The sequence below is a fragment of the Actinoplanes sp. NPDC049265 genome (assembly GCF_043197135.1).
Taxonomy (GTDB): Bacteria; Actinomycetota; Actinomycetes; order Mycobacteriales; family Micromonosporaceae; genus Actinoplanes.
Map to the genome: position 1 here is coordinate 328,285 of NZ_JBICSP010000001.1, position 23,412 is coordinate 351,696.

20 protein-coding genes are annotated in these 23,412 nt (G+C 70.9%); 8 read left to right on the top strand and 12 right to left on the bottom strand.

Annotation, left to right across the window (positions count from 1 at the left end; genetic code table 11):
• Positions 1–11 precede the first annotated feature (11 nt).
• Both ACGFIO_RS01545 and ACGFIO_RS01550 read right to left on the bottom strand, forming a co-directional pair.
• Positions 12–1,253, bottom strand: coding sequence for a chitinase (locus ACGFIO_RS01545; protein WP_392820611.1), 1,242 nt, complete (start codon positions 1,251–1,253; stop codon positions 12–14).
• Positions 1,254–1,337: 84 nt separating this feature from the next.
• A complete protein-coding gene (locus tag ACGFIO_RS01550) occupies positions 1,338–2,705 on the bottom strand; it encodes a carbohydrate-binding protein (protein WP_392820613.1) in 1,368 nt (455 codons plus the stop codon).
• 112 nt (positions 2,706–2,817) lie between these two features.
• On the opposite strand from ACGFIO_RS01550, the gene ACGFIO_RS01555 reads away from it, so the two are divergent.
• The 4 genes from ACGFIO_RS01555 (at position 2,818) to ACGFIO_RS01570 (ending at position 7,158) form a co-directional block, all read left to right on the top strand.
• Positions 2,818–3,960 (top strand): glutamate--cysteine ligase, encoded by a 1,143-nt coding sequence (locus ACGFIO_RS01555; protein WP_392820615.1) that lies wholly within the window; start codon positions 2,818–2,820, stop codon positions 3,958–3,960.
• The gene (locus ACGFIO_RS01560) at positions 3,957–5,348 is read left to right on the top strand and encodes an FAD-dependent oxidoreductase (RefSeq protein WP_392820618.1); all 1,392 of its coding nucleotides are present in this window, start codon (positions 3,957–3,959) and stop codon (positions 5,346–5,348) included. The genes ACGFIO_RS01555 and ACGFIO_RS01560 overlap by 4 nt, the downstream gene beginning before the upstream one ends.
• A 42-nt stretch (positions 5,349–5,390) precedes the next feature.
• Positions 5,391–6,176, top strand: a complete 786-nt coding sequence (locus tag ACGFIO_RS01565) for an alpha/beta hydrolase (RefSeq protein WP_392820620.1) — start codon at positions 5,391–5,393, stop codon at positions 6,174–6,176.
• A 133-nt stretch (positions 6,177–6,309) separates the two neighbouring features.
• Positions 6,310–7,158 carry an Fpg/Nei family DNA glycosylase gene (locus ACGFIO_RS01570; protein ID WP_392820622.1) on the top strand — a complete coding sequence of 283 codons (849 nt, stop codon included), beginning with the start codon at positions 6,310–6,312 and terminating at the stop codon, positions 7,156–7,158.
• On the opposite strand, the gene ACGFIO_RS01575 is transcribed toward ACGFIO_RS01570, so the two are convergent.
• Positions 7,094–8,332, bottom strand: coding sequence for a polysaccharide deacetylase family protein (locus ACGFIO_RS01575; RefSeq protein WP_392820624.1), 1,239 nt, complete (start codon positions 8,330–8,332; stop codon positions 7,094–7,096). The genes ACGFIO_RS01570 and ACGFIO_RS01575 overlap by 65 nt on opposite strands.
• A gap of 414 nt (positions 8,333–8,746) precedes the next feature.
• On the opposite strand from ACGFIO_RS01575, the gene ACGFIO_RS01580 reads away from it, so the two are divergent.
• Together ACGFIO_RS01580 and ACGFIO_RS01585 are read left to right on the top strand one after the other, a co-directional pair.
• Complete coding sequence (locus ACGFIO_RS01580; RefSeq protein ID WP_392820627.1) at positions 8,747–9,583, top strand: patatin-like phospholipase family protein; 837 nt, start codon at positions 8,747–8,749, stop codon at positions 9,581–9,583.
• Positions 9,583–10,623 carry a 1-acyl-sn-glycerol-3-phosphate acyltransferase gene (locus ACGFIO_RS01585; RefSeq protein ID WP_392820629.1) on the top strand — a complete coding sequence of 347 codons (1,041 nt, stop codon included), beginning with the start codon at positions 9,583–9,585 and terminating at the stop codon, positions 10,621–10,623. The genes ACGFIO_RS01580 and ACGFIO_RS01585 overlap by 1 nt, the downstream gene beginning before the upstream one ends.
• Here ACGFIO_RS01585 and ACGFIO_RS01590 read toward each other — a convergent pair.
• A complete protein-coding gene (locus ACGFIO_RS01590; protein WP_392820632.1) occupies positions 10,599–11,393 on the bottom strand; it encodes a hypothetical protein in 795 nt (264 codons plus the stop codon). The genes ACGFIO_RS01585 and ACGFIO_RS01590 overlap by 25 nt on opposite strands.
• Before the next feature lie 156 nt (positions 11,394–11,549).
• Between ACGFIO_RS01590 and ACGFIO_RS01595 the strand changes: the two genes are divergently transcribed.
• A complete protein-coding gene (locus tag ACGFIO_RS01595; protein WP_392820634.1) occupies positions 11,550–12,695 on the top strand; it encodes an FHA domain-containing protein in 1,146 nt (381 codons plus the stop codon).
• Here the strand turns inward: ACGFIO_RS01595 and rocD are convergent.
• From rocD to ACGFIO_RS01610, 3 genes are all read right to left on the bottom strand, one after another.
• Complete coding sequence (gene rocD / locus ACGFIO_RS01600; RefSeq protein WP_392820637.1) at positions 12,692–13,897, bottom strand: ornithine--oxo-acid transaminase; 1,206 nt, start codon at positions 13,895–13,897, stop codon at positions 12,692–12,694. The genes ACGFIO_RS01595 and rocD overlap by 4 nt on opposite strands.
• 225 nt (positions 13,898–14,122) lie before the next feature.
• Positions 14,123–14,620 carry a hypothetical protein gene (locus ACGFIO_RS01605; RefSeq protein ID WP_392820639.1) on the bottom strand — a complete coding sequence of 166 codons (498 nt, stop codon included), beginning with the start codon at positions 14,618–14,620 and terminating at the stop codon, positions 14,123–14,125.
• A gap of 146 nt (positions 14,621–14,766) precedes the next feature.
• Positions 14,767–15,381 (bottom strand): ATP-dependent Clp protease proteolytic subunit, encoded by a 615-nt coding sequence (locus tag ACGFIO_RS01610; protein ID WP_392820642.1) that lies wholly within the window; start codon positions 15,379–15,381, stop codon positions 14,767–14,769.
• Positions 15,382–15,630: 249 nt separating this feature from the next.
• Between ACGFIO_RS01610 and ACGFIO_RS01615 the strand changes: the two genes are divergently transcribed.
• Complete coding sequence (locus ACGFIO_RS01615) at positions 15,631–16,872, top strand: serine hydrolase domain-containing protein (protein ID WP_392820645.1); 1,242 nt, start codon at positions 15,631–15,633, stop codon at positions 16,870–16,872.
• Between the two features lie 6 nt (positions 16,873–16,878).
• Here the strand turns inward: ACGFIO_RS01615 and ACGFIO_RS01620 are convergent, their stop codons facing one another.
• The 5 genes from ACGFIO_RS01620 to ACGFIO_RS01640 are packed head-to-tail and all read right to left on the bottom strand — an operon-like array spanning position 16,879 to position 23,343.
• Positions 16,879–18,240, bottom strand: a complete 1,362-nt coding sequence (locus ACGFIO_RS01620) for a chitinase (RefSeq protein WP_392820647.1) — start codon at positions 18,238–18,240, stop codon at positions 16,879–16,881.
• A gap of 18 nt (positions 18,241–18,258) precedes the next feature.
• Complete coding sequence (locus ACGFIO_RS01625; protein ID WP_392820650.1) at positions 18,259–18,912, bottom strand: ABC transporter ATP-binding protein; 654 nt, start codon at positions 18,910–18,912, stop codon at positions 18,259–18,261.
• A gap of 20 nt (positions 18,913–18,932) precedes the next feature.
• Positions 18,933–19,865, bottom strand: coding sequence for a hypothetical protein (locus ACGFIO_RS01630; RefSeq protein WP_392820652.1), 933 nt, complete (start codon positions 19,863–19,865; stop codon positions 18,933–18,935).
• Positions 19,866–19,908: 43 nt separating this feature from the next.
• Positions 19,909–20,124: a hypothetical protein gene (locus tag ACGFIO_RS01635; RefSeq protein ID WP_392820654.1), complete on the bottom strand. Its 216-nt coding sequence runs from the start codon at positions 20,122–20,124 to the stop codon at positions 19,909–19,911.
• Between the two features lie 21 nt (positions 20,125–20,145).
• Positions 20,146–23,343, bottom strand: coding sequence for a cyclic nucleotide-binding protein (locus ACGFIO_RS01640; protein ID WP_392820656.1), 3,198 nt, complete (start codon positions 23,341–23,343; stop codon positions 20,146–20,148).
• Positions 23,344–23,412 lie beyond the last annotated feature (69 nt).

The window sequence follows — 23,412 nt, forward strand, 5'->3', positions numbered from 1 at the left end:
GGGGTAAGGGGTTAGGGCAGGGTGTTCAGGTGGGGGCGAACGGTGTTGGCAAAGGCGTTGCCGGTCGTCATGTCCCAGTTGATGGACCAGGTCATGGCGCCGCGGATGCCCGGGTAGGTGTGCGGGGGTTTGAAGGAGCCGCAGTTGGTGCCGCGGGCCAGGCAGTCCAGCGCCGCGTTGACCACGCTGGGCGCGACGTAGCCGCCGCCGGCCGCGCCCTGACTGGCCGGGAGGCCGACCGAGACCTGGTCCGGGCGCAGGCCCTTCTCGGTCTGGATGCAGGCGAGGGCGACGATGAAGTTCTCGGTGCCTTGGCCGTACGCGGCGTTGTTGTCGCAGCCGAGCATCGCGCCCGAGTTGTAGAACTGGGTGTGTACGACGGTCAGGATGTCCTTGATGTCCAGGGCGAGCTTGAAGTACGACCCGGCCGGGTTCTGCATGTCGATGGTCTGCGGCGCCATCGTGATGATCAGGTTGGCGCCGACCCGGCTGCGGATGCTGCGCAGCGCCTGGGCCATGTAGGTCGGGTTGAGCCCGTTCTCCAGGTCGATGTCGACCCCGTCGAAGCCATACTGGCTGATCAGGTTGACGATCGAGTTGGCGAAGTTGGTGGCCGAGCCGGAGTCACCGACGCTGACCGTGCCACGCTCGCCGCCGACCGAGATGATCACCTTCTTGCCGCGTGAGTGCAGCGTGGCGATGTCGGACTTGAAGTTGGCGTTGGTGTAGCCGCCGAGGGCCGCGCTCAGGCCGGCGTCGATGTTGAACGACACCGCGCCGGGCGTGCTGGTGGCGTCGGCGAAGGCCACCGCGATCAGGTCGTAGTTGGCGGGTACGGCGCTGAGCCGGTACTCGTTGGCCGGGTTGTCGAAGTTGTGCCAGTAACCCGTCAGGAAGTGCTTGGGCAGCGGATCGTTCGGGTTGCCGGGCGGATCGGTGGGCGGATCGGTCGGCGGGTCGGTGGGGGGATCGGTCGGCGGATCGGTCGGCGGAGTGGTCCCGCCGCCGCACGTGCCCTGATCGGCCCAGACGTCCCACTGTCCACTGTGGGTGGCCGGGCTCTCGTTCTGGGTCCACCACTTGGCGCGGTAGTTGTGGCCGTTCTGGGCGGCGAGGTTGCCGCTGACGTAGACCTGCGTGGCGCTCCACGCGGGCTCACAGGCGACCGCGGCGTCCGCGGCCGAGGCGAGGTAGACGGCCGATCCGCCGGCGAGCAGTGCGGCGGTGAGGCCAAGGACTAAGGAACGGCGCATGGAGGGTGCCCCTTCCAGGTTCGGGGAGTCCCGTAATTATTAGGACTGTTAACTGAACCTGGCAAGAGGCACCCGTCGATCTATTTACTTTCTGAACTGAATCCAGTTGATGTTCATGAAGTCCGCCGGCTGACCGCTGGTAAAGGTCAGATACACGGTGTGTGTTCCCGAGACGTTGCTGACGTTGCCCGGAATCGATGTCCAGTTCTGCCAGCCGCCGGTGTTACCGAGGGCGAAACTGCCGATCGGGGCGTTGCCACGGCTGTCGACGCGCACCTCGATCAGGCCACTGACCCCACTGCCGGCACCGGAGGCGACCCGGGCGACGAAGTCGCGTACCCCACCGGTCCCGAAGTTGACGTTGTTGAACTGCAGCCAGTCCCCGTTGGCGATCCAGCCGACGTCCTGACCGCCCTCCGAACACGTCTCGGTCTGGGTGCCGGCCGACGCGTTGGCCGACTCGGCCTCGATCCGCGAGTACGCGTCCCGGGTGTCCCCGGACGGCGGCGGGGTCGTGCCGCCGCCCTTGCTGTAGACCGCCACGTAGTCGACCAGCATCGGACGGCCCGAGACGGTAGCCGCGGTCGGCGTCGACGAGCCCGCCACGCCGTTCGGGAAGGCGCCGCCCATAGCCACGTTGAGCAGGATGAAGTAGCCGGCGTGCGAGGTCATGTTCGACCACGCCGGCTCGCCGACCTGGCTCTGCGTGACCGTGTGCGACTGCACTCCGTCGACGTACCAGCGCAACTGGTTGGGCGAGACGCTGGTGTCCCACTCGATCGCGTAGGTGTGGAAGTTGCCCTGGCAGGTGCTGTTCGGGCAGGGCCGGTTGGTGCCGATGCCGTTCGTCTCGTTGCACGGGCCGCCCGGGTTGACGCCGCAGTGCAGCGCGTTCCAGACCGCGTTGATGCCGTTGACGTTCTCCATCACGTCGAGCTCGCCGACGCCCGGCCAGTTCTGGTAGTTGCCGCGGTACGGCGCGCCGAGCGCCCAGAACGCCGGCCAGTAGCCGGCCGCCTCGGCACCTGTCGCGTTCGGCATCTGCAGTCGGCTCTCGATCCGCAGCACGCCGCCGGACGGGGGCTTGAAGTTGCTGCGCGTGGTCTCGATGCGGCCCGAGGTCCACTGACCGTTACTGCCCTTGATCGGCGTGATGCGCAGGTTGCCGGAGCCGTCCTGGGCCAGGTTGGCGGTCGAGTTGGTGTAGGTCTGGATCTCGCCGGTGCCCCACTGGGCCGGGCCGCCCGGGTACGACGTGCCGGTGTCGATGATCCAGTCGGACGAGCTGGGCAGGGTGTTGGCCGAGCCGATGAAGTCGTCGGCCCAGACCTGGGTCCAGCCCGACGGCGGCGGGGGAAGGGAGGCGTCGGCGGTGCCGGCCACGGCCAGCGAGCCGGCGCCGAGGGCAAGGGTGGTGGCAGCTACCGCGAGCAGCCTTTTCTGAAGACTCATGGGGGATGGCCCTTCTACTCTGAGAGCGCTCTCACGGGAGTTTCGAGTGTGTTACAAGCCGTTGTCAATATGTACATGTGTCTATGTCATGCGGGGCGGGTAGAACTCGCGCATGAGCGACGCCACCACGATCTCCGACGAGCTGGCCGACGAAGCCGAGACGCAGGACCTGCTGACCCTCGGGGTCGAGGAGGAATACCTGCTGGCCCACGCCACCGAACCGCACGCCGTCGAGGCGTACGACGAGGTCAACGCCCAGGTGCCGGAGGAGCTGCGGGACTCGGTGCAACGCGAGTTCCAGCGCAGCCAGATCGAGGTGGCCAGCCCGCCCCACCTGCGGCTGGCGCCGCTGCACGAGGCACTGCGAACCCTGCGGACCGGGCTGGCCGAGGCGGCCGATCGGGCCGGCGTACGCCTGGTCGCCGTCGGCTCCGCACCCGGCCCCGGTGAACCGGCCCGGATCAGCGACGCGCCGCGCTACCACCGGATGCGCGAGCGGTTCGGCAACCTCTCCCCCGGCCAGGGCATGAACGGCATGCACGTGCACGTCTCCGTCCCCGACCCGGAGACCGGCGTGCAGGTGCTCAACTTCCTCCGGCCCTGGCTGCCGGTGCTGCAGGCCGCCACGGCCAACTCGCCGCTGTCCGACGGGCAGGACACCGGCTACGCCAGCTGGCGTTCGATGATGTGGGAGCGCTGGCCCACCGTCGGGCCCACCCCCTACCTGCACTCCCACCAGCAGTACCTCGACCTGGTGGCCGGCCTGGAGGCGACCGGCGCGATGCTCGACGAGGGAATGCTCTACTGGTACTCGCGGCTCTCCGCGCAGTACCCCACCGTCGAGATCCGGATGGGCGACGTCTGCCCGACCCTCGACCACACCATGCTGCTCGCCGCGCTCACCCGCGGCCTCGTCTCCACCTTCGTCAAGCGGGTCGCCGACGGCCTGCGCGCCCCCGACGTGCCCCAGCCGCTGCTGTCGGCCGCGCACTGGCGGGCCGCCCACGACGGGCTCGAAGGCGACAACATCGACCCGTTCGACCAGCGCGTCCGGCCCACCTGGGACCTCATGGACGACCTCCACCGGCTGGTCGCACCCGAACTCGACCGGCACGGCGACCGCGAACTGGTCGACGAACTGCTGGCCAAGCTGCGCTCGGGCGGAACGGGTGCGGCGAGACAACGCGCGCTGCTGGCCGACGGGGGTAGCGTCAAGGACGTGGTGGACTGGTTGGCAGTGGCGACGCGCGGATGACCACCAAGCTCGTCGTCATCGGGGGCGACGCGGGCGGAATGTCGGCCGCGTCCCAGGCGCGCAAGCTGCTCAAGGACGACCTCGACGCAGTCGTGTTCGAGCGTGGTCACTTCACGTCATATTCGGCCTGTGGCATTCCGTACTGGATTGGCGGGGCCGTCACCGACCGTGACGCGCTGATCGCCCGCACCCCGGCCGAACACCGGGCCAACGGCATCGACGTACGGCTACGGCACGAGGTCGTCGGCATCGACCTGGACCGGCGCGAGGTGGTGGCCCGCTCGCTGTCCTCCCCCGGCGGCGAGATTCGGGAAAGCTTCGACCAATTGGTGTACGCCACCGGGGCGGTCCCGGTCACGCCGCCCTGGGCCCGGGAACGTGGCGCCGGGGTGTTCGGGGTGCAGACGCTCGACGACGGCGCGGCCATCCACGCCTGGCTGGACTCGGCCGACTTCGAAGTCCGACGGGCGGTGGTCATCGGCGGCGGCTACATCGGCGTGGAGATGGCCGAGGCCATGGTGCAGCGCGGGCTCCAGGTGACCCTCCTGGAAAAGTCGCCCCAGCCGATGCGGGCCACGGTGGACCCCGACATGGGCGCGCTCGTCCACGAGGCGATCGAGAAACAAGGCATCGACGTACGCACCGACGCGCACGTGGACGGCCTCGACCTGCGCGACGGCCGGGTACGTGGCGTCGTCACGCCGGCCGGGACGCTGGCCGCCGACATCGTGGTGCTCGGCATCGGCGTACGCCCCAACACAGCGCTGGCCGAAAGGGCCGGCCTCCCCCTCGGGCCGACCGGCGGCCTCGTCACCGACCTGCGGATGCGGGTGTGCGGCGACGACGGCCCGATCGACGGCGTCTGGGCCGCCGGCGACTGCGTGCAGACCATCCACCGGATCAGCAAACGCGCGGTGCACGTGCCGCTCGGCACCCACGCCAACAAACAGGGCCGGGTGGCCGGCATCAACATCGGCGGCGGGTACGCCACCTTCCCCGGCGTGATCGGCACGGCGGTCACCAAGGTGTGCGAGCTCGAGGTGGCCCGCACCGGCCTGACGTCGGCCGAGGCCGAGGCGGCCGGATACGCCTTCGTCACCGCGTCGGTCGAGTCGACCAGCCGGGCCGGTTACTACCCCGGCGCCGCACCGATGACCATCAAGCTGATCGCCGAGAAGCGGACCGGGCTCCTGCTCGGCGCCCAGATCGTCGGGCGCTCGGAGGCCGCCAAGCGGATCGACTCCCTGGCCGTCGCCGTCTGGAACCGGATGACCGTCGAGGAGATGACCGCCCTCGACCTCGGCTACGCCCCGCCGTTCGCTCCCGTCTGGGACCCGGTCCTGATCGCCGCGCGCAAGGCCACCGACGCCGTGCACGCCGCCGGCTAGGCTCCGGCGGCAACCTCGATCGTTCCCGGGCGTTGTACAACCGTGCGACGCATCAGCCGACGGACCATGCTCACCGCCGGATCGGTCGCGGTCACCGCGGCCGCGGCCGGCCTCTGGCTCCGGGAGGACCGCGGTCCCGCGCCGGTGCGGCTCAGCGCCCCCGCCGGCGACGAGCAGCTGACCCAGGAACAGTCGGCCGCCCGGGGCCGGACCGTCGACTTCTACACCGCGGTCCCGGACGGCTACGGCGACGGCCGCGGCCTGCCCGTGTGCCTGATCCTGCACGGCGGCTCCAAGCGCCCGGCCGACTTCGCCGCGCTCGGGCTGGGCCGCTTCCTGACCGACGCGGTGCAGCGTGGCGCGGCCCCGTTCGTCCTGGCCGGCGCGGCCGGCGACCGTCTCGGCTGGACACCGCACCCCGGCGACGACCCGCAACGCATGGTCCACGAGGAACTTCCGGAATGGTGCGCGGCCCGCGAGTTCGACACCACCCGGCTGGCCGCGTGGGGCTGGTCGATGGGCGGATCGGGCGCGCTGCTGCTGGCGGGCGCGTTTCCCGGTTTCGTCCGCTCGGTCGCCGCCTTCTCGCCCGCCGTGGCGCCCGGGGACGCGGTGTTCGGCAACGCCGCGCGGCTGGCCGACACGCCGGTCGGGCTGTGGTGCGGCCGCGACGACGCCCTCTACGACAACGTGCGGTCACTGGGCGCGGCGCTGCCCACCAAGCCGGCCGCCGGCTCCTTCACCGCCGGGGACCACAACTTCGACTACTGGAGCACCGCCATCCCGGCCGCCTTCGACTTCATCGCCGCCACCCTCACCGACGCCTGACCCCATCCACAGTGGTCGCCCAGCGCGGCATCCACACCCCGACGCCCGGGCCTACCACTCCCATCCACGGTGGTGGGCCGGGAATGCGGTGGGCGTACCCATCGATGAGTTTGATCATGGGTAGTTTGGCGGGGTGCCAGAGGGTCATACGATTCATCGGCTCGCCGCGCGGCATCGGGAGCTCTTCGGGGGCGGGCGCGTCGCGGTGTCGAGTCCGCAGGGCCGGTTCGCGGCGGGGGCGGCGCTTGTCGACGGGCGGGAGTTCGCCGGGGCCGAGGCCTACGGGAAGCATCTGCTGCACCGGTACGACGGCGGGCTGTGGGTGCATGTGCATCTGGGGCTCTACGGCAAGGTAAGCGACGGGGCACTGCCCGCGCCGGCGCCGGTCGGGCAGGTGCGGATGCGGATGGCCGGCGACGCGCACTGGCTCGATCTGCGCGGGCCGACCGCGTGTGAGGTGTTCGACCAACAGCAGGTCGGGGAGTTGATCGCGCGGCTGGGGGCCGATCCGCTGCGCGGCGACTCGGAAAATCCGCGGGAACAGGTGCTGCGTAGCGCCCGGCCGGTGTTCGCGCTGCTGCTCGATCAGTCGATCGTCGCCGGCTGCGGGCTCATCTATGCCAACGAGGTGCTGTTCCGGGCCGGGGTGGCGCCGACCACGCCGGGGCGGGAGGTGGCGCCGGAGCGCTGGGATGCGATGTGGACGGACCTGCGGGAGCTGATGAGGGAGGGCGTCGTCAAGGGGTGGATCGACACCGTGCACACCGCTCACACGCCGGAGGCCATGCGCCGGGCGCCACGCGTCGACCGGCACGGTGGTGAGGTGTACGTCTATCGTCGGCCGGGGCAGCCCTGCCACGTCTGCGGCACGGCGGTCGCACGCGGTGAACTGGCGGCGCGCAACCTCTTCTGGTGCCCTAGCTGTCAGCGGCCGGATCGTCCTTCGCCACCGGCGGCACGCCGAGCTCGTACTTCGCGCTGAGCCACGGCAGCAACTGGGCGTAGGCCAGGATCGTGTCGGGCTGGTTGAAGTCATGGGACAGCACGATCGCGCCCGGCTTCACCGACTTTTGCACCTCGGCGACCACGCGCTTGACGTGGGCGTCGTCGTCCTCGCCCTGGTCGTGCTTCCAGTCCTGCGGGTCGACCTCCCAGTAGAGCGACCGCATGTGCTCCTGGTAGGCCACCTGCACCAGCGGGTCGGTGAAGTTGCCGCCGGGCGCGCGGAAGAACGGCACCTCGGCCCCCGGCGCCGCCGCCTGGATCGCCGCCGTCGTCCGTTCCAGGTCGGCGCGGATCTGCTTCGGCTTCTTCTTCCCGATCTTCAGGTCGTGGTCCCAGGTGTGGTTGCACAGGGTGTGCCCGGCCGCGACAATCTGCCGGACGATCTCCGGGTGCTTCTGCACCTGCTCGCCGACCAGGCAGAAGGTGGCCTTGACGTCGTACTCGGCCAGCATCGACAGGATTGCCGGCGTGTGTTCCGGGTCGGGACCGTCGTCAAAGGTCAGCGCGACCGTGTTCGACCCGGTGGTGCGCAGCGACTCGGACGGCCCGTCGCCCGGCGGCACGGTGACGGCCGACGGCTCGGCGCTCGGTGCGCTCGGCTGCGGCGCTGGTTTCAGCACGGCCTCCGGGGCGGTGCCGGCCGGCTTGGCCTTGGCCGGTTCGTCGTGCTGCGGCGGTAGCTGCGGTTTGCCACCGGCCGCGTCCGGCCCGGCGCCGCCGGTCTGCGGCTTGCGGGCGGCCCGCTCGGCCACCGTGGACTGACCGGCCACGTTCACCGGGTCGCCCGGGTTCGCCGACCGTGCCACCGGGATCATCACCAGGGTCAGGCCGACCGCGACCAGGCTCGCCAGTAGCGCCTGCTGTTTGGGCCGGCCGGCCAGCAGCCACGCCTCGATGGGCAGGGTGCCGGGCGCGCGGTGCGATCCCATGACCGGCCGGCGGCGCTCCGGAGTCAGCGCGCGCACGGTGATCGAGAACGGGTCGCCCGGGCGGCTGTGGCGCCCACGCCGCCGCTTGGCGCGGTCGGGTGGGGCGGTGGTGTCGCGCGCCTCCACCCGCCGGGACATCGTGTCGGCCAGGGTCTCGGGCCGTCGATGACGCCCACCGGGCTCGGTGTCCAACGAGTGCCTGGGCAGGTGCTGAGGCGCCATATGGTCGGATGGCGTCGGCAGCATCCGTTATGCCTACCGCGCGCCTAGATCAAACGCGATACCGCATCGGTGATCATCGAATCACGCGCAGTTATCGTTGCCGCTCAGAGCTTTGCCGTTCAAAACCATTTAAGGGTACGCACGACTTGAACAAACCGTGACACACACGCGGGCCGGGCGGTGGTCACCCTCCCTGCCCCCGTTCCGGGTTGTTCTGCCCACTCACTCGCGCACGACCCATGGGCCGCGTGAGCGGCGGGGGTGACCAACGCACGGACATCGCAGGGAGGCGGCCGCGGAAGCGAAGCGTGCGGCCGCCGGACCGACCTCGGCGGGAGCTGCGGTCAGCACCACCCACCCCGCTACGACAAGGGGTTGTGACCTTGCTTCTCAGGGGTGGGGCAGGATGGGGGAATGGGTCCGGTCGCGTTCGTGCTTGGTGGCGGTGGGGTGCTCGGCGCCGTCGAGGTGGGGATGCTGCGGGCCCTGTTCCGCGCCGGGATCCGGCCCGATGTCGTCGTCGGGACCTCGATCGGAGCGGTCAACGGGGCGCTGGTCGCGGCCGAGCCGAGCGAGGAGTCGACCGATCGGCTGGTGCGGCTGTGGACCTCGCCGGAGGCCGCGGCCGTCTACGGGGACTCGATCGGGCGGCAGATGCGGCGGTTCGCGGCCCGGACGCACCTGCACTCGCCGCTTCCGCTACGCCGGCTGCTGGAAAGTGAGCTCGGCGAGCATTCCGTCTTCGACGACCTGAAGGTGCCGTTCCGATGCTGCGCGGCCAGCATCGAGCGGGCCGCCGAGCATTGGTTCGACAGTGGGCCGCTGGTCGACGCCGTGCTCGCCTCCTCGTCCGTGCCGGGGCTGTTGCCGCCGATGGAGATGGGCGGCGAGCACTTCGTGGACGGCGGGATCGTGAACTCGATCCCGATCGGTGAGGCGGTGCGGGTCGGCGCCAAGCTGATCTTCGTGCTGCAGGTGGGGCGGATCGAGCGGCCGCTGGCCGTACCCAAACGGCCGTGGGAAGTGGCGCAGGTGGCGTTCGAGATCGCGCGGCGGCACCGGTTCGCCCGCGAGGTCGCGGCCCTGCCGGATGATGTGGCCGTGCATGTGCTGCCGACCGGCGGCGGGGAGGGCCGGGACGACTCGCCGTGGGCCTACCGGGACATGGCCGCGGTCGGGCGCCGGATCAGCCGGGCGTACACCGCCTCGCGCCGCTACCTGGCCGCGAACCTGTCGGCGGGCGACGCCTGATGCCGCCGATCTGGGTCCGCCGGGTCGTCTTCGCCCCGGTCGTCATCGCGCTCGCCCTGGTCCTGCTGACCACGCTGCCGGTGTGGCTGATCCTGGCCCTCGCGCTGTCCCCGGTCATGCCCGGCCACCTGCGGGTGCCGCGGCTGGTCGGGCTGGCCATCGTCTACGTCGTCTGGGACGCGGCCGCGCTCGTCGTGCTCTTCGTGCTCTGGGTGGCGTCCGGCTTCGGCCTGACCATCCGCTCGCCCGGCTTCCAGCGCGCCCACTACGCGGTGACCGGCGCCTTCCTGCGCTTCCTGTTCTGGATCGCCCGCTGGTCGCTGCACCTCAAGGTGGACGTGGTCGGCACCGACCCGGACACCGCGCTCCCCGGCCGGCCCGAGATCGTGGTCAGCCGGCACGCCGGCCCCGGCGACTCCTTCATCCTGATCCACGCGCTGGTCAACTGGTTCGCCCGGGAGCCGCGGATCGTGCTGAAGGCCACCCTGCAGTGGGACCCGGCCGTCGACGTGCTGCTCAACCGCCTGCCCAGCCGTTTCATCCTGCCCGGCCAGGTCTCCTCGGAGACGCTGGAGCGGGAGGTCGGCGAGTTGGCCGTCGGGCTCGACGACAACGACGCGTTCGTGATCTTTCCGGAGGGCGGCAACTTCACGCCCCGGCGGCGGATCCGGGCGATCGAACGGCTGCGTGCCCGGGGCCTGCGCGACCTGGCCGAGCGGGCCGAGGATCTGGAGCACCTGCTGCCACCGAAGCCGGGCGGGCTGCTCGCCGCGATCGACGCGGCCCCGGACTCCGGCGTGGTCTTCGTCGCGCACACCGGCCTCGACCGGATGCTGACCGTCGGCGACGTCTGGCGTGAGCTGCCCATGGACAAACAGCTGGTGATGCGCTTCTGGAGCGTGTCGCCGGAGGAGATCCCGGCGACCGAGCAGGAGCGCATCACCTGGCTGTACGACTGGTGGGCGCGGATCGACGAGTGGATCGGTGCGAATCAGCCCACGCCCCTGCGATTCCGCTACTTGCCGCCCAGGGTCGAGTAGAGGTCGGCCGGGGCCTCGACGACCTCGTTGGCGGCCGGCTTCAGGTCGGGGACCGAGACGCCGTAGTCGGTGTAGAGCACCTCGAGCGGCTGCGCCTGCTGGCCGTTGACCGCGGGCAGCTGGATGGTCAGCGCGGACAGCCGGCCCTGCTCGTCCAGCCCGGCGGTGAACGGCACCTTCTGCGCGTTGGTGCCGTACTTCTGGACCGTCGCCTGGTCGACGCCGGTCAGCCCGACCGCCTTGGTCAGGTCGAGGTTGCCTTCGAACTTGCGCGGGTCGGTCTGCCGCACGTCGGTGGTCGAGGAGAGCAGCTGGGCGGTGTTGGCCGGGTCGATCTGGCCCGGCTTGAGGCCCAGGTTGGCCCCCTCGGGCAGCCGGGACATGTCGATCCGGGTCCAGGTGCCGGCCTTGGTCACGCCCGGCACCTGTACGTACAGGTCCTGCCCGACCAGCCGGGTCTGCACCGTGATCTCGGTGTTGGTGCCGGTCGCCTTCATCTCGGCCGAGCCCTTGCCGCCGGGCGCGTCCATCTGCCCGGTGAGACGGAAGCCCGGACCCGACGTCATGGTCACCTTGAAGCTGGTGTTGCCGAGCGCGGCGGCGGCCTGGCCGAGCGACTGCGTGGCGGCGGGGTCAGCGGCCGCGCCGGTGGCGCTGCTGGACGGAGCTGGCGCATCGGACGGAGCGCCCGGATCCGCCGGGCTCGCCGGATCACACCCGGCCACGAGTGCGGTCGCGGCCACCAGGGCCAGCACGGATCGGGTCCGCATAGTGGGTTCCTCCCAGACTCCGCCGGCGTCCGATTGACACCGGCGCGGCACGGATGTGCCCCATTCGATGCGTGCGCAAACGAGCCCGCGTTTCACCTGCGCGCCCTCAGACGGCATGATGGCCCGAGGTAACCGTGCGCGCCCTGGGAGTCATCAGTGAGATTCGAGGTCAGCAAGGTCCTCGACGCCATCGAGGCCCGGCTCACCACCGACCCGGCGCTGGCCCGCGCCGTGGTCGACCTGTCCGAGGTGGTTCGCTACGCCGACCTGGACGGTGGCCGCCCGGCCAGCATGCTGCGCCTGGGCCTGGTCATCGACGCGCTCGGCCGGCACGTGGCCGAGGAGAGCGTCCCGGTGTACGCGGTGGCGCCACGCGGCCTGCTCTCCGACGCCGACCTCACCTCCAACGAGCGCATGGTGATCCGCCGCTGGGCCGACGACGGCGTCATCGAGGTCGTTCCCGAGCTGGGCGACCGGGTGCTCGAGGTGGCCGAGTTGATCGGCCTGCCGGTGCTGACCCGCAACCGCGCCGAGCAGTTCCGCGACCGCCGGTCCTGGGTCGACGAGCCGGGCCGGCTGCTGGCCGCGGTGCCCGGCGCCGGCGGGCCGGTGCTGGTGGCCCGGGTCGGCCGGGGCGAGATCCCGGCCGTCGGTGAGCCGTCCCCGATGGGGGCCAAGCTGCTGGCCCGGGTGTGGCGCTGCGCGGAGTCGAACTGCTCGAACTTCGGCGGCGGCGACTCGGACAGCCCGTTCGCCGACATGCGCAAGTCGACCAGCCCGGTGGCCCAGCCGCCGCCGACGATCAAGGCGGGCGCGCCGACCTGCCCGCGGCACGGCACCCGGCTCAGCGACGCCGGTCCCCGGCCCAAGGTCGAGGTTCTCTCGGTACGCATCGACGAGATCAACCGGCAGCGGTTCGTGGTCGCGGCCGGGGCGCCGGTCGTGGTCGGCCGGGCTCCCGACGGTGGCGGCGGCATCATGCTCGGCCAGTGGCTGAGCGAGGACGCGCGCAAGTGGATCAGCCGCGGGCACGCGAAGTTCGCCCTGGACGGCGAGGAGCTCACCGTCCAGGACGTCTCGACCAACGGCACCGGCATCCGGCCGGGTGGTTCGGCCGACGACGACGAGCGGATCACGCTGGCCCGCGACGAGACCCGGGTGCTGGCCGGGGAGGATGTCGTCGAGCTCTACGCCGGGGTCAACGTCGGGCGGGCGCGGCTGTGGGCCAACGGTGGCGTAAGCCAGCCGTCGTCCGTCATGTCCGACGCCCCGACCATGGCCATCCGCAAGTTCGAGCGTTAAGACAAGACTTTCCGGATTTTTCCGAGCGCGAGCTCGAGATCCGCTTCGCTGACCACGAGCGGGGGCGCCAGGCGGATCGTCGAGCCGTGTGTGTCCTTGACCAGCACGCCGTTCTCGGCCAGCCGCTCGCATGCCTCGCGGCCGGTCATCAGAGCCGGATCGATGTCCACGCCGGCCCAGAGGCCACGGCCGCGAACCGCCTTGACACCAGGCATGGCTCGAAGGCCCTCGTGAAGGCTGTGCCCGAGTTTTTCGGACTTTTCCTGAAACTCGCCGGTTTGCAGCAGCCGGACGACCTCGGCGCCGACAGCGCAGGCGAGCGGATTGCCACCGAACGTCGACCCGTGTTCGCCGGGCTTGAGCACCCCGAGCACGTCCCGGTCCGCGGTCACCGCCGACACCGGTACGATCCCGCCACCCAGCGCCTTGCCCAGCACGTACATGTCCGGTACGACACCCTCGTGCTCGATCGCGAAGGTGCGGCCGGTGCGCCCCAGCCCCGACTGGATCTCGTCGGCGATCATCAGCACGTTGTTCTCGGTGCAGGCCGCGCGCACCCCCTGCAGGTAACCGGCCGGCGGCACCAGCACCCCCGCCTCGCCCTGAATCGGCTCCAGCAGCACCGCCACCGTGTTCTCGTCGATCGCCGCGGTCAGCGCGTCCAGGTCGCCATAGGGCACGATCGTGAAGCCCGGCGTGTACGGCCCGAAGTCGTTCCGCGCGTCCGGGTCGGTGGAGAAGCTGACGATCGTGGTCGTCCGCCCGTGGAAGTTGTTCTCGGCCACGATGATGGTGGCCTGGCCGTCCGGCACACCCTTTACCTGGTAGCCCCACTTGCGGGCGACCTTGATCGCGGTCTCGACCGCCTCGGCCCCGGTGTTCATCGGCAGCACCAGGTCCTTGTCGCAGAGCTGGGCCAGGCCGCGGCAGAAGTCGGCGAACTGGTCGTGCACGAAGGCGCGGCTGGTCAGCGTGAGCCGGTCGAGCTGGGCGTGCGCGGCCGCGATCAGCCCCGGATGCCGGTGGCCGAAGTTCAGCGCCGAATAGCCGGCCAGGAAGTCGAGGTAGCGGCGGCCGTCCACGTCGGTGACCCAGGCGCCCTCGGCGTCGGTGATCACCACCGGGAGCGGGTGGTAGTTGTGGGCCGTCCAGCGCTCGGCGTCGGCGAGCGCGTCCGGCGTACGCGAGTCCACGGTGGTCATGATGGCCACGCTATGCGGGAAACCCCTGTTCGCGCCGCAGATCAACCTTGCTCGCCACGATCGGATCATTGCGCGGTTGGGGCTTCTCACAACGAATCGTTGCAAGCGGAAGGGCCGGCACCCGCATCGGGTGTCGGCCCTGTCCATTGCCTCCAGCGCACCGCCGGAACATTTCGGGGCGGGTCCGGCGATAGCCGTCCCGGTTCCGTAACAGTGTGATACCCGTCAGAAACGGTTCGCAAACTGTGCGTCGAGCCACTCGCGCGCCGTGTTTACCGGCTGCATGTCGGTGCCGAGCCAGCTGAGTGAGCCGGTCAGCGCGAGCACGCCGACGACGATCGCGGCGAGCGAAAGCACCATGCCGAGCAGGGCGTCGGACTTGCCGGCCACATGCCGGCGGCGGGTGGCGAGGACGCCGCCCAGCGACAGCACCAGCGCGAGCCCCGCGACACCGATGCCGTAGCCCATCAGCGGGCCGGACAGCACCAGCATGGCGGCGACCACGCCGAGGATCAGGCCGAGCGTGGCAAGCAGGCTGGCCCGCGGCTTCTTGTCGACCGGGGCCGGCTTGGCGTCCCGGACCGGCTGCTGCTCCAGCGTCGGGTCGGTGTCGGTGTCACGCGGGGTGACCGGAACGCGATCCTTGCGGTCGTGCGCCGCCGGCCCGCCCGGGGAACTGAAGTGGCGGGTGGTCGTCTCATCGGGCCGGGCGACAGTGCTCATGCCGGCGGCCGGGCGCTCTTCGGTCGGAGTATCGGTAGCGGACTGGCGAGAGAACGTAGGGAGCCTCATCGTCAGCACACCTCCTCAGCGATTCGGGGATGCCGAGATCTCTACCCCGAACCGCTGAGGACAAAACGACGCCCCGATCAGGCCGGCGTCGGCGCGTTCGTCGCCCCGACGTCGCTGGCGCTGCGGATCACGTGGTCGATCAGGCCGTATTCCTTGGCCTCCTGAGCCGTGAACCAGCGGTCCCGGTCCGAGTCGCGCTCGATCTCCTCCGGGGTGTGCCCCGAGTGGAAGGCGATGCGCTCGTTCATCACGGTCTTGATGTGCAGCATGCTCTCGGCCTGGATGGCGATGTCGGCCGCGGTGCCGCCGATGCCACCGGACAGCTGGTGCATCATCACCCGGGCGTGCGGCAGCGCGTAACGCTTACCCGGCGTACCCGCGCACAGCAGGAACTGCCCCATCGAAGCGGCCATGCCCATCGCGATCGTCGCGACGTCGTTCTTGACGTACTGCATGGTGTCGTAGACGGCCATGCCCGCGCTGATCGACCCACCCGGCGAGTTGATGTACAGCGCGATGTCCTTCTCGCTGTCGGCCGAGGCCAGCAGCAGGAGCTGGGCACAGATGCGGTTGGTGACCTCGTCGTTCACCTCGGAGCCGAGGAAGATGATCCGCTCCCGGAGCAGCCGCTCGAAGACCTGGTCGTCGAAGGAGGCGCCGCCCGCCCGCATGGAAATCTCGTCAACGTTCATGGACCAACCCTCTCACCTATTCGGATCTCCTCCACCTTCCCCTGCCCCTGGCCACCCGGCCCAGCGATTCGTCTCTGGGCGAAGTCCGCTCTGGGCATAAAACCCATCACTTCAGCGCGCTGTCCACCGGCGGAGGCGTTCGCGGTCCGGGAAACGCCTCCGTCCGGGCCGCGGGGTTTCGCGCGAGACGCCGAAGATGCCAGGATCGTCGCCGTGTCCTTAGGCAGACGTTCCGTGATCGCAGCCGGCTTGACCACAGGCGCCGCCGCGCTGACCGGTTGCGCCCGCCCCGCGTCCGACCCCGCCGCCACGCGGTGGGTCGCCGCCCCCGCGGCCACCAGGCCGGCCACGGCTTCAGCCGCGCCCAAGCCCCTCCCCAAGAGCCGGGCGCCCTACACCGGCGACGTCGAGGTGGTGCTGCACAAATACCTGCAGCCGACCAAGGACAACCCGAAACACCCGGGTTACGCCGGGGCCGTCGCCCTCGTGCTGGAGGACGGGGTGAAGCGGCTCGAGGTGGCGGCCGGGGACGCGGTTCGGTATGGCGCCGGGCCGGTCGAGTTGCCGAAGAACAAGCGCGTGGTGATGCGTACCGACGCGATCTTTGATCTTGCCTCGATCACCAAGGTGTACACCGCTCTGCTGGTGTTGCGGCTGGCCGACCGGAACGACGTGGAGCTCGACGCGCCGGTTCGTGACTATCTGCCGGAGTTCACCGGTAAGGATGACGTGACGGTGGCGATGCTGCTGGCGCACACCGGTGGGCTGCCGGTCGGGGCGGGTCAGGCGAGCTGGGCCCAGGTGCCGAAAATTCCGCTGGTCAAGGGTGCGGTGCCGGGTAAGACGTTCCGATATTCGAGTGTCGGGCTCATGGTCCTCGGGATGATGGTCGAGAAGCGCACCGGGTTGTCCCTCGACAAGGCGGTGAAGGATCAGCTGACCGGGCCGCTCGGGCTGCGCGACACCGGGTTCAAGCCGCTGGGCTGGGCGAAGAAGGAACGGCTGGTGGCGACCGACGCTCGGACGTCGCGGGGGCTGCTGCGGGGCGAGGTGCACGACGATGTCTGCGCCCGGCTCGGCGGGGTGGCGGGGCATGCGGGGATCTTCGGTACGGCCGCCGACGTCGCGGCGATCGGTCAGTTGCTCCTCGATCGGGGTACGTATCGGGGGAAGCGGATCCTGTCGGCCGAGATCGTGGACCGCGCCCTGACCAACGTGAACAAGGGCAAACCGGCGGTCGACCCGGACCGCCCGAACCGGTCGGCCGACCATGGGCTGGGTGTGGAGATCGGCCAGCCGTGGTTCATGGGAAAGCTGGCGTCGCCGCGGACCTTCGGGCACACCGGTTTCACCGGCACGTCGCTGCTGGTGAAACCGGAGCGGCGGCTGGTCGTGGTGCTGCTGACCAACCGCGCGCATCCGAACTGGAGCTGGTCGAACCCGGACGTGCACCGGGTCGCCGTGGCCGACGCCATCGCCTCGGCCGTCTGACCCGGCTCAGGGCAGGGCGTTCAAGAACGGTTCATGACTGGTACGGAACTCCCAGCTGTAGTACCGGTCCCAGTTGATCGACCAGGTCATCAGGCCCCGGAAGTTGGGGTTGGTGCCGCTGCGGGGCGCATACCCTCCACAGTTCTGTCCCCGGACCAGGCAGGTCACGGCTTGCTGGACTCCGGCCGGCGCCACGTACCCGTTGCCGGCGCTGACCGATGACGGCGCACCGAACGCGATCTGGTCCTCGCGCAGCGCCGGGAACGTGTTGGCGGTGTTGCCGGCCACCGGGAAGCCGGCCATCAGCATGTCGGTCATCGCGATGTGGAAGTCCGCGCCGCCCATGTTGTGGTACTGGTTGTCCAGCCCCATGATCGGCCCGGAGTTGTAGTCCTGAACGTGCAGCACGGTCAGGTCGTTGCGCATCGCGTAGATGACCGGCAGGTAGGAACCGGCCCGCGGGTCCTGTCCGCCCCACGGCCCGGAGCCGTAGTACTGGTAGCCCAGCTGCACGAAGAACGTCTCAGGGGCCATGGTCAGCACGAACCCGGCGCCGTAGCGGGCCTTGAGCGAGCGCAGCGCCGAGATCAGGTTGACGATCACCGGGGTGGTCGGGTTCTTGAAGTCGGTGTCGCCGGTGTTCAGGGACAGCGAGTGGCCTTCGAAGTCGATGTCGACGCCGTCCAGCCCGTACCGGTCGATGATCGCGCTGACCGATTGCACGAACTTGTCCCGTGCCGCCGTGGTGGTCAGCTGCACCTGCCCGTTCTGACCCCCGATGGACAGCAGCACCTTCTTGCCGGCCTGCCGCTTGGCCCGGATCGCGGCGATGAAGTCGGCCTCCGGCTCGACGTTGGCGCATTCGGACACCTTGCACAGGCTGAACCGGATGTCACCTGAGGTCGGGTTGGTCGGCTCGCCGAAGGCCAGGTTGATGATGTCCCAGTCGGCCGGCACGTCGGCCATCCGCAGGTAGCCGGAGCCGTTGAGGAAGCTGGCGTGCAGGTAGCCGATCAGCGCGTGCTTCGGCAGCCCGCCGACCGGCGGTGGGTCGGTGGGCGGGTCGGTCGGCGGATCGGTGGGTGGGTCGGTGGGTGGATCGGTCGGCGGCGTGGTGCCGCCGCAGGCACCTTCGTCGGCCCAGACGTCCCACTGCCCGCTGTGCGAGGAGGGGCTCTCGTTCTGGGTCCACCATTTGGCCCGGTAGTTGTGGCCGGACTGGGAGGCGGTGTTGCCGCTGGTGTAGACCTGGGTCGCACTCCACGATGCCGCGCAGGCGGCCGCCGCGCCGGCGCTGGACGCCAGATAGACCACCGACCCGGCCGCCGCCAGCAGAGCGGCCGAAGCCATCACAAGGGATCGACGCATGGCTAATTATTAGGATTGTTAACCGATTCTGTCCAGACCTGTGAACGGCGAAAATCCTTGCCAGACGAGCTTGCCGTGATCGATCACGACGATGCGGTCGGCCATCTCGACGGCCTCCGCACGGTCATGCGTGACATAGATGGTCGTCATTCCCAGCCGCTTGGTCAGCGCCACGATGTCGCCTCGTAACTCGGCCCACACCCGCGGCTCGACGTTGGACAACGGCTCGTCCAGAAGCAAGACCTGAGGCCGGCGTACGATCGCCCGCGCCATCGCCACCCGCTGCCGCTGCCCCCGGGACAGGTGAGCGGGCAGCCGCCCGAGCAGATCGTCGATGCCCAGGTGCCGGGCCGCCTCGGCCACCCGCTCACCGACGTCGGGCGTGCTGCCGCGCAACGGGAAACCGATGTTCTGGGCCACGGTCAGGTGCTGATAGACCGAGTAACTCTGGAAGACGGCGACCACGGCGTCCGGTTCGTCACCGACCTCGATGGTGCCGCCGGTGGCCGCCTCCAGCCCGGCGATCAGCCGCAGCAGCGTGGTCTTGCCGCTGCCCGGTTCACCGAGCAGGACCAGGAACTCGCCGGACGGTATCTCCAGCGTGACGTCGTCGACCGCCACCGTGCCGGGGTCGAAGACCTTGGTGAGCGCCTCGAGACGTACCGCGACCATCACCACATGGTGCGGCTTGATCAGTCCTTGTGCCACACGGTGCGGTCGAGCCAGCCGTCGTTGTTGTCGTCGTACATCGTCTTCTCGAACACGCCGTCGCGGTCGCGGTCGATGGTGGCCTCGTCGACCTTCCAGTCGCGGTCGAGGTCGCGCCCGATGAAGTCGACCTTCCCGTCGTGGTTGACGTCGACCATGATGTCCACACCGCCGTCCTCGCGGGCGGAATAGGTGGCCTTGTCCCAGTGGCCGTCGCCGTCCGCGTCCACCCGGTTGTGGTAGTCGCCGACGCCCTTAGCCGACCCGCCGCCCTGCATCGGAGCGGTCGCCCGGTGCAGCGGCTCGGCGTGGGCCGGCGGCGCCGCGTCGCCGAGACCGGCCCGGGGCGCGTCACCGAAGCCGGCCCGAGCCGGCAGATCGTCCAGCCCGTGACCCGGCGCATCACCCAGCACACCGTGAGCCGAAGCGGCACCCAACGCCCCACCAGAGCCACCGACCGGCGCATCACCCAGCACACCGTGAGCCGAAGCGACACCCAACGCCCCACCAGAGCCACCGACCGGCGCATCACCCAGCACACCGTGAGCCGACGCGGCGCCGAACGCCCCACTGGCCGGAGCCACACCCAAGGCGCCATCGGCCGAGGCGGCCCCCAACGCGCTGCCGGTCGGCGCGGCGACCTCGCCGATGTGGTGCGCGGCGGCGCCGGCGGCCGACCCGAAGGCCGAGAAGTCCCCCAGCGACGAGAACAACCCGAACGTGCTCGACTTGGTGGTGCGCCCCTCGACCGCCGCGGCCGCCCGCCCGGCGTCGCCGGACACCTGGCTGCGCAACAGGTCGATCTCGCCGGCGTCGAGCCGGTAGCCGGCCAGCGCCGCATCCGGGTCCGCGGCCAGGGCGGCCGCGAACGACGGGTCGGTGAGCAGCCGTTCGAGCACGTCGTCGAAGTCGCTCATGACCTCAAGATAGACGCGCCGGTCGAGGGCCGAAATCGCCCGGTCAGTCCATCTCGGGCATCGCGACCGGCTGCGGCCGCGGCCGGCAGGTGCCGCACTGCACGGCGTCCTCGACCACCAACGCCTCGGCCCGTTGCCGGGTCTCCGAGCGGGTCACCTGCAGCAGGTACGGCCCGAAGCGCGCGTGATCCTCGCACACGCCCCGGCCGCAGAATCGGCAGGTCGCCCGGGCCGGCTTGGCGCAGAACCAGCAGAGCACGTCAGCAGTCCCCCATCATGATCACGCGATGTCCGGGATCACGATAATCGGAACCGCCGCCGCGCCGGTCGGCCCCATGCCGACGACCGGCCCACGGCCGCTCCCCGACGGGGTCGGGTTGTCCGGCGGGTCGGGCTGGTCCGACGTCGGGTCGGGGTCGGGCTCGGGGTCGGGCTCGTCCGGCGGGTCGGGCTGAGACGGCGGGGTGGTGGTCGTCGGCCGGGGCCGGGGCGTGGTCGGCCGCGGGTTGGTGGCCGGCGGGTTGTCGTTGTCGTTGTTGTTGCGCGGATTACCGTTCGGCCGCGGGATCGGGTCCGGTTCCTCGGTCGGCGGCGGGGCCGACGACTCCTCCACCGACGGCGTCGCCGACGGCTCGCTCGGCAGCTCGGACGGCGGCTCCGAGCTCGGCCCGGCGGCCGGCGGCTCGACGGCCACCCCGTCGCCACAGGACAGGGCGCGGTTGGTCGGCGCCGCCCGCTGCCCGTCGACTTCCACCCGTCCGGCGGACACGGTCACCGCGGCGGTGTCGATCGAATACCACGCCTTGCCGGTGCTGGTGACCGCACCCAACGGCCGGTTGACCCTCAGGTCGAGCGGCCGGTACGCCCCGCTGGTGCTGGTCGTGTCGGCCAACAGGCGACCGCTGTCCAGGGTCAGCTCGCCGCTCGGCTGCCGGCCGCGGCCGGTCCCGGTGGCCAGCGCACCGACCTCGGTGGTGGATCCGCCGCAGAGCAGCGCGGCCGAGCCACCGGAGAACGTCAGCAGGGCGGACGAGTTGTCGGCCACCTCGATCGTGGCGCCCGCGGTCACGAACCGGCGGTCACCCTGGGCCAACACGGTCACCCGCTCGCCGTCCTTGACCGTCAGCCGGCCGCGCTCCGAGGTGAGCACCGCCCGGTTGGCCGGCATCTCGGCCCAGGCCGGCCCGGGAGCGATGTTCGCCGCCGTGAGCAGCAGGGCCAGCAGCAGCACGAGCAGGACGAGCCACCACATCCGGCGCAGGAACCGCTTGTCGACCTCAGGGTCCTCGGTGCCGTCGGGCGGGCCGGGCGGGACGATCAGCGGCGGGTAGTCGTCCGGGTTCTTGCCGAACCTCGGCGCGCCGCGCCCCTCGACCACCGGCGCTGCGGTGACCCCGTTGCCACCGACCAGGGGCGGCAGGCTCGAGGCGTCCGGCATGACCCACAACCGCACGGGGGTACGCGACTGAGCGACCATCCCCGGACTGCCGTCACCGACCGGGCCGACCAGTGTGCCCCGGCGCAACTCGGTGCCGTCGGCCATCGCGATCACACCGGACTCGACCACCACCGCCTGGGTGGGGCTGACCAGCATCACCGGCGCGCCCGGTTCCAGATCGACCGGGTGGGCCGAGGCGATCAGGGCCAGCTGTTCGTCACCGGCCAGCGCGGCCAGCGCCGGGGTGTCCGCGAACAGCGTCTCGGCCTCGTCCCGGTCCAGCGGCGGCGGCCCGGGCAGCGGGCCGATCACGGTCGCCACGGTCGCGGTCGGGACGCTGAGCAGCGTGGTGCCGGCCGTGTGCCAGTCGAGCGCGGTGGCCCGGCCGGTCAGCGCGTTGCCGAGGCCGACGACGCCACCGGGCCCGACGTGGTGCCGGATGGTGCCGCCCGGGTCGCCCGGCCGGCGGCCCTGCAGCGCACCGTCCACCACCACGTACACCGCGGTCTGGGGTCCGCCGGCCAGGACGATCTGCCGGCCCGGCGCCGGGCGCTCCCAGCGGGCCCGCGCGGCCAGCCCGTGCAGCGCGTGCTCGGGCAACCCGCCCAGGTCGGAGTTGCGCAGTGCCTCGATGCGGCGGGGCAGGTCGGCTTCACGCTGCTTCTCGGCCGCCCGGGCCCGGGACTTGCGCCACCAGCGGGACAGCCGGCGCAGGCCGAGGTGCACGAGCGGAGCGCACAGGCCGAGCACGATGAGCACCAGCAGCAGCTGGGCGGCCGGTCCGCTGTGCCAGAGCCCGGTCGCCACCCCGCTGACCCGGTCGGACCACATCCGGTAGGCCAGGTTGGCCGCCACCGCGAGCCAGAGGACGGCGAGTACCCCGTACAGCGCGATGATCCTGCCCTCACGGTCGAGCGTCGACCAGCGGGGCGGACGGCCGCGCAGCCGGCTCGACACCCAGGACAGCCCGCGCGTACGCAGGTTGGGGATCTCGAGCCAGTCCATCAGCAGGTAGTAGCCGTCCAGGGCGATGAACGGGTTGAGGTTGAACAGCACGTTCACGTACCAGGCGAAGGCCAGCTTGAAGGCCAGCCCGGCGACCGCCGGCACGAACAGCCCGACCGTCTGCATGCCGCCGGCCAGCACCAGCCCGGTCAGCGGGCCGACCGCGGTGACCAGCAGCCGCGCACGTCGCCCGGCCATCCACACGTCGGTGGTGTCGACGAAGACCGACGGGATGCCGAAATAGACCAGCAGGCCGGCCGCGGGCACCTCCCGCCCGGCGTGTTTGGTGGCGAGCGCGTGGCCCAGTTCGTGGCAGGCCAGCGCGACCACGTTGAGCAGCAGCAGGATGACCGCGCCGAGCAGATAGGAGCCGTTGGTCAGGAACAGCGCCTCGGTGCCGCTGACCCAGGTCCAGCCGAAGATGCCCAGCCCGGTCAGCGCGATCAGGCCGAGCACGACGGCGGCGACCTTGGTGAACAGGAACCGGGCGCCGAAGCGGTAGAGACCGGAGACGAAACCGTCGATGTCGGTGATCAGCAGGCGCCGGCCGCGTGCGGCGTTGAGCAGGCCGCGACCCACGCGTACGGGCAGAGGCTTGCGAACCACCGCTTCGAGCGGCCGGAACGCGTCGAGCGGCAACTCCTCCAGCATCCGGTTGCCGGCCAGGTCGGCGACCACCCGCTTGACCTGGTCCGGGGCGAGCCGACCGGCGATCCGGGCGAACTCGGCGACCAGCCGGGCCACCGAGAGCGACCCGTCCAGGATCTGGGCGAGCTCCCACTCTTCCGGGGTCAGCCGCAGGTAGCACGCGCGCGAGCCGTCGTCGGGCGAGCGCACCATGATGTACGCCGGACCGCGCACGCTGGCCAGTTCGACCGCCTCGACCCCGGCCCGCAGCACCGGACGGGCCCGGGCCGGGTTGAGCCGGTCGACGATCGCCGCCCACAACCCGGGGTCGGCCGGTCCGATCGGCTCGCCCGGGGGCCGGCCCGCCAACGCCTCCCAGATGTTCATCCGGGTCTCGACGTACGTCACGTTGCTTGCCCCTCACTCCGCGCTGCGCCGGTGCGCTCACGCCGCTGGCGAGGGTATGCGTTCGGGCGG